Below are 13,870 nucleotides of genomic sequence, written 5' to 3'. Positions count from 1 at the left end.
AGGTTAATATTATGTTAAAGTTTCGTCAGGAAGGATTATAAATAATGATAGCGAAATCTTACACAAGCCAGACCTACGGGAGGACAACAACATGGAGACACCTTATTACGCCGTATCCCTGAACCTGACCGGCAAGAAATGCCTAGTCGTGGGCGGGGGAAGGGTAGCAGAGCGTAAGGTTAAGTCCTTGCTGGAGTGCCGGGCCCTGGTAAAGGTAGTGAGCCCCGAGGCCACGGAGGCCATCTTGCAGTTGGCGCAAGCAGGGCGGATTGATTATGCAGGCAGGGAGTACTGTGAGGAGGATCTGGAACAGGTTTTTATCGCCATCAGCGCCACCGATTCCAGGGAGTTGAACCGGAGGGTGGCCATGGATTGTTTTGCGCGCAATATCCCTATCAACGTTGTAGATGATCCGGAGTACTGCAGCTTTATCGTGCCGGCGGTTGTTCGTCGCGGGGATCTTACCATCAGTATTTCCACCGGCGGAAAAAGTCCTGCCCTGGCCAAAAAGATCCGGCAGGAATTGGAGCAACAATATGGAAATGAATATGCAATACTATTAGAATATTTAGGACGGGCAAGGGAGATGGTATTGGCCCGTGTGCCGTGTCAAGGGCAGCGGGAAATGATGTTTCGCCGTCTGGTGGAAAGCTATTCCGATTTGTTGGAGCTGATTAGGCAGGATCAGTTTCAGCTGCTTGAGGAGCGGATCAACCAATGTTTATCGTCGTAGTTGGCATCAACCACAAGACAGCCCCGGTGGAGATTCGAGAAAAGTTTGCTTTCAGCCACAGGGAATTGGCTGACGCGCTTCGTCAATTGCGTGGGAAACCGGCCGTAGAAGGCTGTGCTATTTTGTCAACCTGTAACCGGACCGAGGTTTATATCGCCACCACAGATGTGGAGGTGGGTACCAGCAGCATCTATGCCTTCTTAACTGAGTATGGGGCCCTGGATGTGGCGGAAAACATGGATTACCTGTACCGGTACGTCCTGTATGATGCCGTAAAGCACCTGTTCCGGGTGGCGGCGGGGTTGGATTCCATGATCTTGGGGGAAACCCAGATCTTAGGTCAGGTGCGGGAGGCCTATGAGCGGGCCTGTGAATTAGGTGCTACCAACAATATATTAAATACGTTGTTTCAACAAGCCATTTCGGTGGGCAAGAAAGTGCGCACCGAAACCAAAATCGATCAGAATGCCGTTTCCATTAGCTATGCGGCAGTAGAACTGGCCCGGTCCTTTTACGGGGAACTCCGCGGCCGTTCGGTTTTAGTGATGGGAGCAGGCAAAATGAGCCAGCTGGCCGTGAGCTACCTGGTAGCCAACGGGGTGGACACGGTATTTGTCACCAACCGTTCCTATAACAAGGCGGTGGCCCTGGCCGAAAAGCTGGGCGGTAGAGCCGTCAAACTGGAAGCATTGAACAGCTACCTGGCAACGGCGGATATTCTAATTAGCTGTACCGCAGCTCCCGGTTATGTGTTTCGTAAGGAAGACGTGGAAGGAGCACTGGCGCAGAGAGAACGGCCTTTGTTGTTCATCGATATTGCCGTGCCCCGGGACATTGATCCTGAGGTAGGCTCATTGTCCATGGCGAAGCTTTACGACATCGACGATTTGCGTCACGTCATTGACCAGAATTTAGAAGAGCGCAAGCAAGCCGCCAAACAAGCGGAAATATTAATCGAGGAAGAGATCGATGTTTTCTTCAAATGGCTGGGCACCTTGTTTGTAGTGCCGACGATTGTGGCGCTGCGGGACAAGGCCAATGCCATTAAAGAGAGGGAGCTGGAAAGGGCCTTAAGGCGGCTGCCCAAGCTGTCGGATAAAGAGAAAAAGGTAGTGTGTTCTCTAGCCAACTCCATTGTCAACCAGCTGATTCACAGCCCTATTGTCAACTTGAAAGAATATGCCAATACCCGGCAGGGTCACCTGTACACGGAGGTCCTGCAGAACCTTTTTGACCTGGATGTACCGGACGAGGAAAACAGATTAAACCGCGAACAGTTGAAGCAGATCTACAGCGGTAAATGGGACGGAGGTAATTAGGTGAGGGAAATCGTTATTGGCACCAGGGACAGCGCTCTTGCTTTGTGGCAAACGGACTGTGTTCTTGCAGCACTGCAGGCGGCTCATCCGCAGTTGACCTTCACCGTTAAAAAGATTAAAACGAAAGGGGACAAGCTGCTGGATGTGGCCCTGGCCAAAATCGGCGATAAGGGGCTTTTTACCAAAGAGTTGGAGATGGCGATGCTCCAGGGAGAAATTGACCTGGCAGTTCACAGCATGAAAGACCTGCCTACCCAGCTGCCCCCGGGGCTGCGCCTCGGCGCCGTCATGAAAAGAGCTGAACCGGGCGATGTCCTGCTGTCGCCTTTTGGCTATACCCTGGACACACTGCCCCAAGGGGCCAAAGTGGGTACCAGCAGCTTAAGGCGGCGGGCCCAGCTTCTATCTCACCGCCCTGATTTAAAGATCGAAGACCTCCGGGGCAATGTGGGCACCAGGATCGCCAAAATGGAAAGGGAAGGTTTCGATGCCATTATCCTGGCGGCGGCCGGGGTGCAGAGGCTGGGTTATGACCACCTGGTGACCCAGCACATTCCCTATGATTTGTGTTTACCCGCCGTCGGGCAAGGGGCCATCGGGGTGGAGATCAGGGAGAATGACCGGGAACTGCTGTCTCTCCTGCAAAAAATCGCCGATCCGGATACGACGGCAGCGGTGCGGGCGGAAAGGGCTTTCCTGCGCACCTTGGAAGGCGGGTGCCAGATCCCCATCGGGGCACTGGCCCGGTTGGAGGAGGGCAAACTGGTGCTGCGAGGCTTGGTAGCCAGCCTGGACGGCGCGAGAGTTGTAAGGGGTATAGAAGCCGGTTCACCCGAGGAACCGGAAAAACTGGGTCAAGAGTTAGCCCGCAGGCTCCTGGCGGAAGGAGCTCAGGGAATATTAAATCAATTACGACAGGAGTTTGAGGCCTGTGAATAGAGGAAAAGGTTATGTTTATTTAGTTGGGGCCGGTCCCGGGGATCCCGGGCTGTTAACTTTAAAGGGCAGGGAAGCTATTGCCAAAGCCGACGTGATCGTCTACGACCGGCTGGTGCACCCGGCGATCCTGGAACATGCCGGTCCGGCAGCGGAATTAATCTATGTGGGGAAATCACCGGAACGCCACACCCTTAAACAAGAGGAGATTAACGAGCTTTTGAAAGATAAAGCCTTGGAAGGGAAAGTAGTGACCAGGGTCAAGGGGGGCGACCCCTTTGTTTTCGGCCGGGGTGGGGAAGAAGCCGAAGTCCTGGCGGAACACGGGATTCCTTTTGAAATTGTGCCCGGTATTACTTCCGCCGTGGCGGTACCCGCCTATGCCGGCATCCCCGTCACCCACCGGGATTGCACTTCCACCATCGGGATTATTACCGGTAATGAAGACCCGGCGAAAGAAGAGTCCAGCATTGACTGGGCGAAGCTGGCCACCGGGCTGGGTACCTTGGTCTTCTTAATGGGCATGGCCAATTTGCCGAAAATTGTCGACCGGCTTTTGGCCCACGGCCGGGACGGCAGTACCCCTGTCGCCTTGATCCGGTGGGGCACCAGGCCGGAACAGGAGACCTTGACCGGAACCCTGGCGGACATTGTGGAAAAGGCCCGGGCCGCCAATTTCAGCAACCCGGCTATCATTATCGTGGGCGAAGTGGTGAAGCTGCGGGAGAAACTCATGTGGTTTGAAAAGCAGCCCTTGTTCGGCCGCCGGGTGGTGGTGACCAGGGCGAGGGAACAGGCCAGTGCCTTATCTTCGGCTCTCAAGGAACTGGGGGCGGCGGTAATGGAATGCCCTACTATCGAGATTGAGAGCCCCCTGGATTGGGCGCCGGTGGATGCAGCCATTCACGCCCTGGAAGGATACCAGTGGGTAATCTTCACCAGCGTCAACGGGGTGAAGAGCTTTTTCCAGCGGCTTTTGAGCTTGGGTTACGATGTGCGGAAATTGTACGGCATCAAGATCTGTGCCATCGGGCCCAAAACGAGAGAAGCTTTAGAAAAGTATGCCTTGCGGGTCGAATACATGCCCGAGGAGTACGTGGCGGAAGCCATCATTGAAGGCCTGAAAGATAAAATCCGGCCCGGGGAAAAAGTTCTCCTGCCCAGGGCGGACATTGCCAGGAAAGTGCTGGCGGAAGCGCTGCGGGAACTGGGCGGCCAAGTAACGGAGGTAACTGTCTACCGCACGGTGAAAAGCACGCGGGGGCGGGAAGCCCTGCTGGAAGCTTTGCGGGATAAAAAAGTGGACATCGTGACCTTTACCAGTTCATCTACGGTCCGCAATTTTGTGGAACTCCTGCCGCCGGAAGAGCGGGAACGGCTGTTGGAGGGTGTTAAACTAGTTTCTATTGGTCCCATTACTACGAAAACGGCAGAGGATTTGGGTCTCCGGGTGGATGTCACGGCCCGGGAGTACACCGTTAACGGGTTGGTACAAGCTATTGTAGCCAACTTTGCCGGTGGGCCGCCGGCGTAGCAGCCGGGGGAAAGTCTACCGGAATGTTCTTGCATTATTTGCCGGTAATAGTTACTATTTTATATAAAGGATGGGATTACTTTGATCAGCGTGACCAAGTTGTTATGTGATACAAGTTTTTTCGGTGACAGCCTGCGTTACAGCCATGGTTCCAGGGGTGCCGTGCACGGTGCCACGACGGAAATGGGCCCCGTGGTAGTTTGGAACTGTACCCGTACCTGCAATCTCAACTGCATCCATTGCTATGCCGGGGCGGAAGCCAAGAAATATGAGGGAGAACTTACCACGGAGGAAGCCAAGCAGTTCATCGACGACCTGGCGGATTTCAGGGTGCCGGTACTGCTCCTGTCCGGCGGTGAACCGCTGGCCAGGCCCGATGTGCTGGAGTTGGCCCGGTATGCCCGGGAAAAGGGTATTCGTCCCACCCTTTCGACCAACGGCACTTTGATTGACCGGCAGGTGGCCCAGGAAATCAAGGATATCGGCGTTGGTTACGTGGGCATCAGTTTGGACGGCATCGGCGAGAAGAATGACGAGTTTCGCGGCAAGAAAGGTGCTTTTGAGGCGGCCCTCCGGGGGATCGAGAACTGCCTGGCGGTGGGCCAGCGGGTGGGCCTGAGATTTACGATTAATCGTCATAATTACGGGGAATTGGAAGCCATTTTCAACCTGATTGAAGAAGTGGGGATTCCCCGGGTGTGTTTTTACCATCTAGTGTACTCCGGGCGCGGCAGTAAAATGGTGGAAGAGGATATTACCCATGAAGAAACCAGGGCGGCCTTGGATTTGATTATGGCCAGGACCTTAGATTTCCACCGGCGCGGCCTGGACAAGGAAATCTTAACGGTGGATAACCATGCCGACGGCATTTACATCTATCTCAAGATGAAAGAAAAAGACAGCGCCAGGGCGGAGGAAATCCTGAAGCTTCTTAAGCGCAACGGCGGGAACCGGACCGGTATCGCCATCGGGGCCGTGGACTGGCACGGCAACGTGCACCCGGATCAGTTCACCCAAAACCATACTTTCGGCAACGTCCGGGAACGTCCTTTCGGTGAAATCTGGTCCGACGTGTCCCACCCGATTCTCGGCGGCTTGAAAAACAGGAAGCCTTTACTCAAAGGGCGTTGTGCCGCTTGCCGGTGGTTGGATGTATGCAACGGCAACTTCAGGGCCAGGGCGGAAGCCGTTACCGGCGATTTCTGGGAGGCGGATCCGGCCTGCTACCTCACCGATGAGGAAATCGGCTTGGCTTAAGGGTTGCCGGGAAGGGGGTTAGCTTTTTGATTATTTCTTGGAATTCCACCAACCAGTGCAATATGTATTGCGATCACTGCTACCGGGATGCAGGGGCCAAGGCAGCCGAGGAGCTGTCCACCGCAGAAGCCAAGGCCATGTTGGAGGAGATAGCCAAGGCCGGCTTTAAAATCATGATTTTCAGCGGCGGCGAGCCCCTCATGCGGCCGGATCTTTATGAACTGGTGGCTTATGCGAAAAGCTTGGGGTTAAGGCCCGTGTTAGGCACTAACGGTACCTTGATTACCCCGGAAGCGGCCCGGAAGCTGAAGGAAGCCGGCTTGATGGGAGCCGGTATCAGCCTGGACAGCCTAAATGAAGAAAAACACGATGAACTGCGCCGGTACAGGGGTGCTTACCGGGAAGCCATCCAGGGTATGAAGAACTGCCGGGAGGCGGGGCTGCCTTTTCAAGTGCATACCACGGTCTTTGATTGGAACCAGGAGGAACTGGAAGCCATCACCGATTTCGCCGTGGAAATCGGTGCCGTGGCCCATCACTTTTTCTTTCTGGTGCCCACCGGCCGGGCGGTTAATATCGAGGAAGAATCCTTACGAGCCGAGGCTTATGAACGGGTCCTGACCCGGATCCTGGAGAAGCAAAAACAGGTGGACATTGAGCTCAAGCCCACCTGCGCGCCCCAGTTCATGCGCATTGCCAAGGAAATGGGCATGGACATGCGTTTCCAGCGAGGGTGTCTCGCAGGGACCCATTATTGCATCATCAGTCCCAAAGGCGATGTGCAGCCTTGCGCTTACCTGAATATACCTTTGGGCAATGTGCGGGACATTCCTTTCAGCCGGTTGTGGGAAACCCATCCGGTTTTCCAAGAGCTGCGCACCCTTAACTACAAGGGCGGCTGCGGTTCCTGTAAGTACAAGAAGATCTGCGGCGGCTGCCGGGCCAGGGCATATTTCTATCATGATCAGGACTACATGGCGGAAGAACCTTGGTGTCTCTATCATGGTCGACGGGGGGTATAAGGTTGGAAAAAGGCCCAGTGCTGACAGAGCTGGAGAGAGCCGTGCTCAACGAGGTGCAAACCAATTTACCCATCGCCAAGGAGCCCTTTAAGGAATTAGGGCAAAAGTTCGGGCTCAGTGAAGCAGAAGTGCTGGAGATGCTGAAGCGGTTTAAAGAAGCCGGTTATATCCGCCGCATGGGAGCCATTTTTGATTCCCGCAAGCTTGGTTACGTCAGCACCTTGTGTGCGGCGAAGGTCTCCGAAGATCAGATGGACCAAGTGGCGGAATACATCAACGGTTTGGTTGAAGTGACCCACAACTACCTGCGGGAACACGAGTACAACATGTGGTTTACGGTCATCGCCCATTCCAAGGAGCGTATTGAGGAAATCATCCGGGAGATGGAGAGCCGGTTCGGGGTGGAAGTACTCAATCTGCCCGCCAAGCGCTTTTTCAAGATCAAGGTCAACTTCGACTTCCTGGGAGGGAGCGCCTGATGCTGACGGAACTGGATAAGGCCATTATTCGTGAACTGCAGGGGGATCTGCCCCTGGTGCCCAGGCCTTATGCCGCCGTGGCAGAGAAGCTCAACATCGATGAAGACCTGCTGCTGGAAAAGATCCGCTGGATGAAAGAGCAGGGAATGATCCGCCGCTTGGGCGCGGCCATCCGGCACCGGGAAGCAGGATTCACCGCTAACGCCATGGTGGTGTGGCAGGTGAAGGAGGAAGAGGCGGAAGAAGTAGGGAAGAAGCTGGCGGCCTGCCCGGAAGTAACCCATTGTTACCACAGACCTGAATTCCCCGGCTGGCCCTACAGCCTTTACACGATGATTCACGGTCAATCCCGGGAGGAATGCGAGGCCATGGCGAAACGGCTGTCGGAGCAGGTAGGCGTCGCCAATTACCGGATCTTGTACAGTACCCGGGAGCTGAAGAAATCCAGCATGCGCTATTATGTCGAAAACGGAGCTTAACGGCAAAAGGGAAGGCACGATGCCTTCCCTTTTGCCGATCGGCACGAGGGCGACCGAGCTCATCCCCAAATAGGGCTCCTTTGAAGCCACCGATTAATACCAATCGCCTTATTGGTGGGGCCAAAAAACTGAGGAAGGCTAGTGCCTTCCCCTTTTGCAGTTAGGTCAAGAAGCAATGGGGTTTTCCGTTGGCCGTTAAGCGGTTGGGATCGCAGCCTGCGGGATCAGGGTGCAGTCAACCTCCCCCGTCCCCGTGGAGCGCCTGTTCCGCTTCCTTTTCATACCACCAGCAATCGGTAAAACTGCACTGTCTCGCCATGGAAGCCCTCCTTATGCTTGGTCCTGCTTCCATGTTTCCCCATTTGCCCCGGTGTTATGCATGCCGTTTACGTTGTATCTTCGCCGGGCTGCGTTGGCCTGGTTTTCCGCATGGCGGCAAATGTCTCCATGTTCTTGTACAGGGCCTGCACTTTCGGGTCTTCCAAGATCTCAAACACATTCTCCAAAGTGGTTAAAGCCACAACCCCCTGTTCGTTGACGAAGGGTTTTAGGCTGCGCAGCAAATTCAGGAATTCCGGCTGGATCTTCATGCCCTATCCTCCTTTTTCGCGGGAAATTACCTTTTAATATAGTTTATTTTGGTAACAAATAACTGCTACACCCTGAAGGATCACGGGTGTGGCCGATAAAATCTATCCGGGCGGCAGGATTCCTTTTCATGGAACGGGAAGTAATCATGGCGCAGGAGGTGCATCAGTTTGCAAAAAAAGTTTGTGGCAGAATTGGAGATAGGGCAGCCCGTTTACAATGTCTTCCAAGTGAGGCGCAAGGAACTGCTTCCCTTTAAAGAAAAGCCGGGCAAGTTTTTATCCCTGTCCCTGGGGGATAAAACCGGAGAAATAGATGCCAAGCTGTGGGACAACGCGGAAGATGAAGCCGCCGGATTAAATATCGCCGATTTTGTGCTGGTGAAGGGTGTTGTCACCACTTATAACCAGCGACCCCAGATCACCTTGGAAACGGTGAAAAAAGTTAACGTCAAACCGGCGGACCTGGTCTACTTCCTGCCCACTTCCCCCCGGGATGTGGCGGAAATGTGGGAGGAACTGCAGCAAAAAATTGCGCAGGTGGCCAACCCGCACCTGCAAAACCTCCTCCGGCAGGTTTTTGCCGATGAAACCCTGGCGGAGCAGTTTCGCCGGGCACCGGCGGCTAAATCCCATCACCAAGCCTACCTGGGCGGGCTGTTGGAACATACCCTGAATGTGATGAGATTAGCTGAGCAGATTGCCGCCGCTTATGAAGGCATTGACCGGGACCTGTTGTTAACCGGGGCCGTACTGCACGATATAGGCAAGATCTACGAATACCGGTACGACCTGTTCATCGACTACACCGACGCCGGCAGGCTGTTGGGCCATATCGTGATGGGGGCTAACCTGGTGCAGGACCGGATCCGGTCCCTTCCCGATTTCCCGGAGACGCTGAAACTGAAGGTATTACATATGATTGTCAGCCATCACGGTCGCTACGAGTGGCAGTCGCCTAAAAGGCCCAAATTCCTGGAAGCGGCTATCCTGCACCAGGCGGATTACCTGGACGCGGAAGTAGATAAATTCTTGCAGGCGAAGCACAACTACTCCCAGGAAAGCTGGCCTTACATCCGCACCCTGGAACGTTATATTTTCAATGAATAGAGGTAGGTGGGGCAGTTGATCCGTTTTTTGCACCTATCGGACTTGCACTTGGGCTGGCACCCTTCTTTTATGGAACCGGACCTGGCAAAGCAAATCCAACAGGAAAGAGATCAGGTGCTGGCGCAGGCGGTAGCCTATGCCCTGGCCCCGGACCGGGAAATCGACCTGGTGATCATTGCCGGGGATTTGTTTGAAACCCACCGGCCGGGCCCGGAGCTGGTGGAATATGCTGTCCGCCAGCTGCAAAGGTGCATTGACGCCGGGAAGCTGGTGATTACCGTGCCGGGCAATCATGACGAATTCACGTACCGGGACAGCGTTTACCGGGAGGCCCAGGATCGCTGGCCCGGTTTGCTGGTGACGAACCCCATGCCGGAACCGGTGCTGCAGGCGGAAATAAAAGGGCATCAACTGTATGTTTACAGCCTGGCCTACGTGGGAGGGGTGACCAGGGCGGAACCCCCTATAGAAGACTTTCCCAGAGTGCAGCAGGAAGGGTTTCACCTGGGGATTTTTCACGGCTCCTATAACTGGCAGGGGGGAGAAAGAAGCTTGCCTCTAGACCCGGAGGGCCTGGCGCGAGCCAACTATGACTACGTGGCATTAGGCCATTTCCACCGTTACCGGGCGATTAAAATCGGCGGCGGCTTGGGTGTGTACCCCGGTATGGCCGCCGGCAAGGGATTTCATGATTTGGGTACGGGGGAGCTGGTGCTGGGGGAATGGGAACCCGGTACAGGGATTAAATTGACCGGGCTGCCGGTGCAGGTGCCCCGGTTCCAGCTGCGGCAGTTGGATATCAGCCAGGCGGCGGACGAAGCCTCCCTGGCGGCCCTTATTGCCGCGGAGGCAGATCCCGGGGCTCTGGTGCAAGTGGAACTGCAGGGCATTGTTGACTTCCCCTTGGACTGCCGGCGGCTGCAGGAAAGGGTCAGGCATCATTTCCGTTACCTGGAGCTGGTGGACCGCTCCTATTTTCTCTCTCCGGATCAGTTAGAACGGTGGTCCCAGGATAAAACCATCACCGGCTTTTTCATCCGGCGCATGAAAGAGCGGCTGCAGCAAGCAGCATCCGAGGAAGAAAAACGGCTGCTGAACCGGGCCCTTACCCAGGGTATCCTCGCCTTACAGGGGGGAAAACGCATTGGCCAAAGTTAAATGGTTGAGCATCGGTTTAAGAGGTTTCGGTATTTACCGGGACGGGGTGCAGGTAGATTTAAGGGACGGGCTGAATGTCCTGGCGGCCCCCAATGAAGCGGGAAAATCCACCCTGGTGGCCGGATTAAGGGCCGTGCTCTTCGGCTTGCCCACCAGCAGCAACCCGGATCAATTCGGCACGGACCGCTACCGCTCCTGGGAAGACGGCGGCGCTTTTGAAGGGGAAGTGATTTTTGCTGTCGATGACCGCCGCTACCGGGTCAAGCGGAATTTTGACAGTCACCGGGTGGAACTGGCGGAGGACCGGCAGGGACAGTGGCATGTCCTGTTCAGCGGGGAGCACAACCCCAGGGCCCTCAAAGACTCCGGCGTTTACCCCAAGCACCTGAAAAAACTGATCGGTATCACCACCGGCGAAGGATTCACCAGTTCCTTTTGCGTGGAACAACCGCTGCCGGAAGGAGAGCAGCTTTCCGAGCACGTGCAGTCCTTGCTCTCCGGTTCCGGCGGGCATTTCGGCAAAGCCCTGGAACAGCTCAAAAGCGAGTTGAGCGGGCTTACCCGTTTCCTGAAGCAGTACGGTTTTCCCCGGGACGGTACCAAAGACCGGCCCCTGGAGGAACTTGAGCAGCGGGTGGAAGCCTTGGCAGGGGAAATTGAGGCGGGAGAAGCCACGGTTAACCGCCTGCAGTCCGTTTTGTCGGCCAGGGCGGAATTGGAAAAGGAATTGGAACGGACCGGTAAAACCCTGGCCCGGAAAAAACGGCTCCAAGAAGCCTGGCGCCAGGGCCGGCAGCTGCAGGAACGCTACCGGGAGATCCTGTCCCGGCAGTTAGAGCTGCGGGAAGCGGGGGACAAGCTGCGGGTGCTGGAAGAGACCCTGGACCGGGAACAAGCCGAGCTGGCGGACAGGTATGCCCCTTTTCTCAAGGCCCCGGCGGAACTGCCGGAAGCCCTTGACCGGTTGGTGGACCTGGCAGAGGAGGAGCAGAGGCTGGAAAAGGAAATCCACCGGCTGCAAACCGCTCTGGATGGTAAAAGGGAGGATTTAGCGGTGCTGGACCGGCAGCTGGAGGAGCTGGCCGTGTTTGCGGAAAAACCCCACCTGCCGGCGGATTTCCGGGAATGCCGGAAACTTCACCTGGAATACCGAACGCTGCTGGATAACCTGCAGGCATTAAAAGAGGAACAGGCGCGCTGTGCCGGGGAACTGGCGCAGCTGCCTCCCTGGGGCGAACTGGGGCCCCACCCACTCACCGAGCTGGACAACCTGGTACCGGCCTCCCAGCGCCTGCTCAGGTTATGGCAGAAAATAGAGGAGTACCGGGAGGAACTGGCGTCTATACGAGAGGAAATGGGCGCCCGGTACGCTTGTTTTAAAGATTTAACCCGGGCCCAAGAAGAGGCTTTAGCCGATTACCGGGCCTTGAAGCTGGCTTTAGAAACCCGCGTCAAAGAAAAAGAGAGGGCATGGCAAGAAGCCCGGTGGGAAGACAGGCGGCGGGAAGAGGCTGCGGCAGCCGCCCGCCGGCAGAAGTCCCTCCTGATCACCGCCGGCCTGGCTTGCCTAGTGGCGGTCTTGGGCTGGATGACCGCCGAAGGGATTGGGCTGCTGCTGGGTGGGTGCCTGGGTGCCGCGGCCGGTTGGGTACTGGCCCGGGTTGTCTTCAAAGCAACCCCGGGCAGGGCTCCGGAAGAGGCAGCGGCTTTGGCCGGGTTAGAACGGGAACTGGTCTCAGCGCGGAAGCAGCTGGAGGATTTCCATGCCTTGCTGAAGAGGCAGGAAGAGGCTTTTGGGGAAAGTCTACCCCAAGCCTTCGCGGCCTTTAAGGAATTGGAGCAGCGGGCGGAAGCCCTGCAGGGGCAAATCGACCAGATGACCGGGGAAGAGTTTCAAGGCAGGGATCCGGCCCTGATAGCCCCGGAGGAAGGGCCTCCTTGGTGCCGGAAACTGGCGCGGTTAGCCGGTATTTTAGGGCAGCGGTGCCAAAAAATGCCGGAACTGGCGGCCTGGCTGGCCGGGATGGATGAGGCCGCTTGGCAGGCTGTACGCCGGTCTTGTGAACAGTGGCAAGCTGTCTATGACCGGTTAACGGGCTTACAAAACAAGGAGGCGGAACTGGGGGACCTACCGGCACAGTGGGAGGAAAAACTGGCTTTTTGGCAGGAGAAAGTGGCTCCCTACCGGTGGGACAGTTCCCCGGAGCAGGTTGAGGCAGATGCCCTCCGGTACCGGGAGCTCCGGGAAGAAAAAAGCGGCCTGCTCAAGACCATGGAACAGCTGGGGCAAGACCTGAAGGCTGCCCGGGAGAGGAAGGAACTGGTGGCGGGAGAAATGGCCGGCATGAAAGATACCTATGCTGCTTACCTGGCACCGGGGTCCGGCGATCCCAAAGCCACCGGGGACTTGTGGGCGGAGTTTCAACGGAAACGGCAGCGGCTCAGCCAGCTGGAGGGGCAGCGGCAGGGGCTGTTAGCCGGCGTAGCGGTGAAGGATGCGAAGGAATTGGCCCAAAAGCTGTTGGAAACGGATAACCAGGCCCGGCTGGTCCTGGATCAGCTGCAGCAGCTGGCCCGGCAGCATCCCGGACTGCCGGCCTTTACCCAAGGCGCCGGGTGGCAGGAGCTGGAGGAACAATACCGGCTGTTGGAAGAGGAGATCCAACAGCTGGCCCGGCAGGAGGAAGAATTGAAAGAGCGGGACCAGGAACTCCGGCGGCAGCAAGGTTACCTGGAGGGGCAAAGGCCCCTGAATATCGCCCAAGGGCTGGAGGAGCTGGCTGCGCTGGAAGAACAAAGACAAGCCCTGGCTTTTGAGGCGGAGGTCCTGGCGGTGGCTTACCGGGAACTGAAAGCGGCTATCGATGATTATAACGCCTCCTACCGGGAACGGCTGGCGGAGCAAGCTACTCACTATTTCCGGCTTTTTACCGGCACCGGCCGGGAAGTGGTGGTCACGGAGGATTTTTCTGTCAAATTGCTGGAACAAGGGAAGGAAAGAAATCCCGGCCAGTTCAGCCAGGGGACCAGGGACCAGTTGTTCCTGGCCTTACGGCTGGCCATCGGCGATTTGCTGGCCGGGGCAATCCATTTGCCTTTTATCTTTGATGATCCTTTTCTCAATTATGATGAAAACCGGCTCACCGTGGTGCGGGACCTGTTACAGGCTCTGGCCGGAGACAGGCAAATCTTTTGCTTGTCCCACCGTAAAGAACTGGAAGCCTGGGGTGTGCCGGTGGAGATGAAGGGGTGGTAG

At 56.3% G+C, this 13,870-nt stretch carries 12 protein-coding genes; 11 read left to right on the top strand and 1 reads right to left on the bottom strand.

The genetic code is table 11. From position 1 onward, the window contains the following. Positions 1-91 precede the first annotated feature (91 nt). The 8 genes from GXX34_05465 to GXX34_05430 all read left to right on the top strand — a co-directional run bounded on the left by GXX34_05465 (position 92) and on the right by GXX34_05430 (position 7,759). Positions 92-733 carry a bifunctional precorrin-2 dehydrogenase/sirohydrochlorin ferrochelatase gene (locus GXX34_05465; protein ID HHW06968.1) on the top strand — a complete coding sequence of 214 codons (642 nt, stop codon included), beginning with the start codon at positions 92-94 and terminating at the stop codon, positions 731-733. Next, entirely contained in the window at positions 718-2,052 is a 1,335-nt protein-coding gene (locus GXX34_05460; protein ID HHW06967.1) for a glutamyl-tRNA reductase, read from the top strand. Before GXX34_05465 ends, GXX34_05460 begins: the two co-directional genes overlap by 16 nt. Then, positions 2,053-2,991 (top strand): hydroxymethylbilane synthase, encoded by a 939-nt coding sequence (gene hemC, locus GXX34_05455; GenBank protein HHW06966.1) that lies wholly within the window; start codon positions 2,053-2,055, stop codon positions 2,989-2,991. Next, positions 2,984-4,522 carry a uroporphyrinogen-III C-methyltransferase gene (gene cobA / locus GXX34_05450; protein HHW06965.1) on the top strand — a complete coding sequence of 513 codons (1,539 nt, stop codon included), beginning with the start codon at positions 2,984-2,986 and terminating at the stop codon, positions 4,520-4,522. The genes hemC and cobA overlap by 8 nt, the downstream gene beginning before the upstream one ends. An 81-nt stretch (positions 4,523-4,603) precedes the next feature. Then, entirely contained in the window at positions 4,604-5,779 is a 1,176-nt protein-coding gene (gene nirJ1, locus GXX34_05445; GenBank protein ID HHW06964.1) for a putative heme d1 biosynthesis radical SAM protein NirJ1, read from the top strand. A 26-nt stretch (positions 5,780-5,805) separates the two neighbouring features. Next, positions 5,806-6,801, top strand: a complete 996-nt coding sequence (nirJ2, locus tag GXX34_05440) for a putative heme d1 biosynthesis radical SAM protein NirJ2 (protein ID HHW06963.1) — start codon at positions 5,806-5,808, stop codon at positions 6,799-6,801. Between the two features lie 20 nt (positions 6,802-6,821). Further along, positions 6,822-7,280, top strand: coding sequence for an Lrp/AsnC family transcriptional regulator (locus GXX34_05435; protein HHW06962.1), 459 nt, complete (start codon positions 6,822-6,824; stop codon positions 7,278-7,280). Next, positions 7,280-7,759 carry an Lrp/AsnC family transcriptional regulator gene (locus GXX34_05430; protein HHW06961.1) on the top strand — a complete coding sequence of 160 codons (480 nt, stop codon included), beginning with the start codon at positions 7,280-7,282 and terminating at the stop codon, positions 7,757-7,759. Before GXX34_05435 ends, GXX34_05430 begins: the two co-directional genes overlap by 1 nt. A 386-nt stretch (positions 7,760-8,145) precedes the next feature. On the opposite strand, the gene GXX34_05425 is transcribed toward GXX34_05430, so the two are convergent. After that, on the bottom strand, positions 8,146-8,349 hold the full coding sequence (locus GXX34_05425; GenBank protein ID HHW06960.1) for a hypothetical protein: 204 nt from the start codon (positions 8,347-8,349) through the stop codon (positions 8,146-8,148). A 168-nt stretch (positions 8,350-8,517) separates the two neighbouring features. Here GXX34_05425 and GXX34_05420 point away from each other — a divergent pair, with 168 nt between their 5' ends. From GXX34_05420 to GXX34_05410, 3 genes are read left to right on the top strand one after another with little or no spacing between them, the layout of a single operon-like run. Further along, complete coding sequence (locus GXX34_05420) at positions 8,518-9,456, top strand: HD domain-containing protein (protein HHW06959.1); 939 nt, start codon at positions 8,518-8,520, stop codon at positions 9,454-9,456. A gap of 15 nt (positions 9,457-9,471) precedes the next feature. Beyond that, positions 9,472-10,614, top strand: a complete 1,143-nt coding sequence (locus tag GXX34_05415; protein ID HHW06958.1) for a DNA repair exonuclease — start codon at positions 9,472-9,474, stop codon at positions 10,612-10,614. Beyond that, entirely contained in the window at positions 10,601-13,870 is a 3,270-nt protein-coding gene (locus tag GXX34_05410; GenBank protein ID HHW06957.1) for an AAA family ATPase, read from the top strand. The genes GXX34_05415 and GXX34_05410 overlap by 14 nt, the downstream gene beginning before the upstream one ends.

It is taken from the genome of Clostridia bacterium (assembly GCA_012840125.1).
GTDB lineage: Bacteria > Bacillota > DULZ01 > DULZ01 > DULZ01 > DULZ01.
This window is presented reverse-complemented; position numbering and strand designations above follow the sequence as displayed.

Excerpts from the sequence above, each read along its gene's own strand:
- GXX34_05460 (HHW06967.1), top strand. The coding sequence starts at position 718 with ATGTTTATCGTCGTAGTTGGCATCAACCACAAGACAGCCCCGGTGGAG.
- GXX34_05465 (HHW06968.1), top strand. The coding sequence starts at position 92 with ATGGAGACACCTTATTACGCCGTATCCCTGAACCTGACCGGCAAGAAA.
- GXX34_05425 (HHW06960.1), bottom strand. The coding sequence starts at position 8,349 with ATGAAGATCCAGCCGGAATTCCTGAATTTGCTGCGCAGCCTAAAACCC.
- GXX34_05430 (HHW06961.1), top strand. The coding sequence starts at position 7,280 with ATGCTGACGGAACTGGATAAGGCCATTATTCGTGAACTGCAGGGGGAT.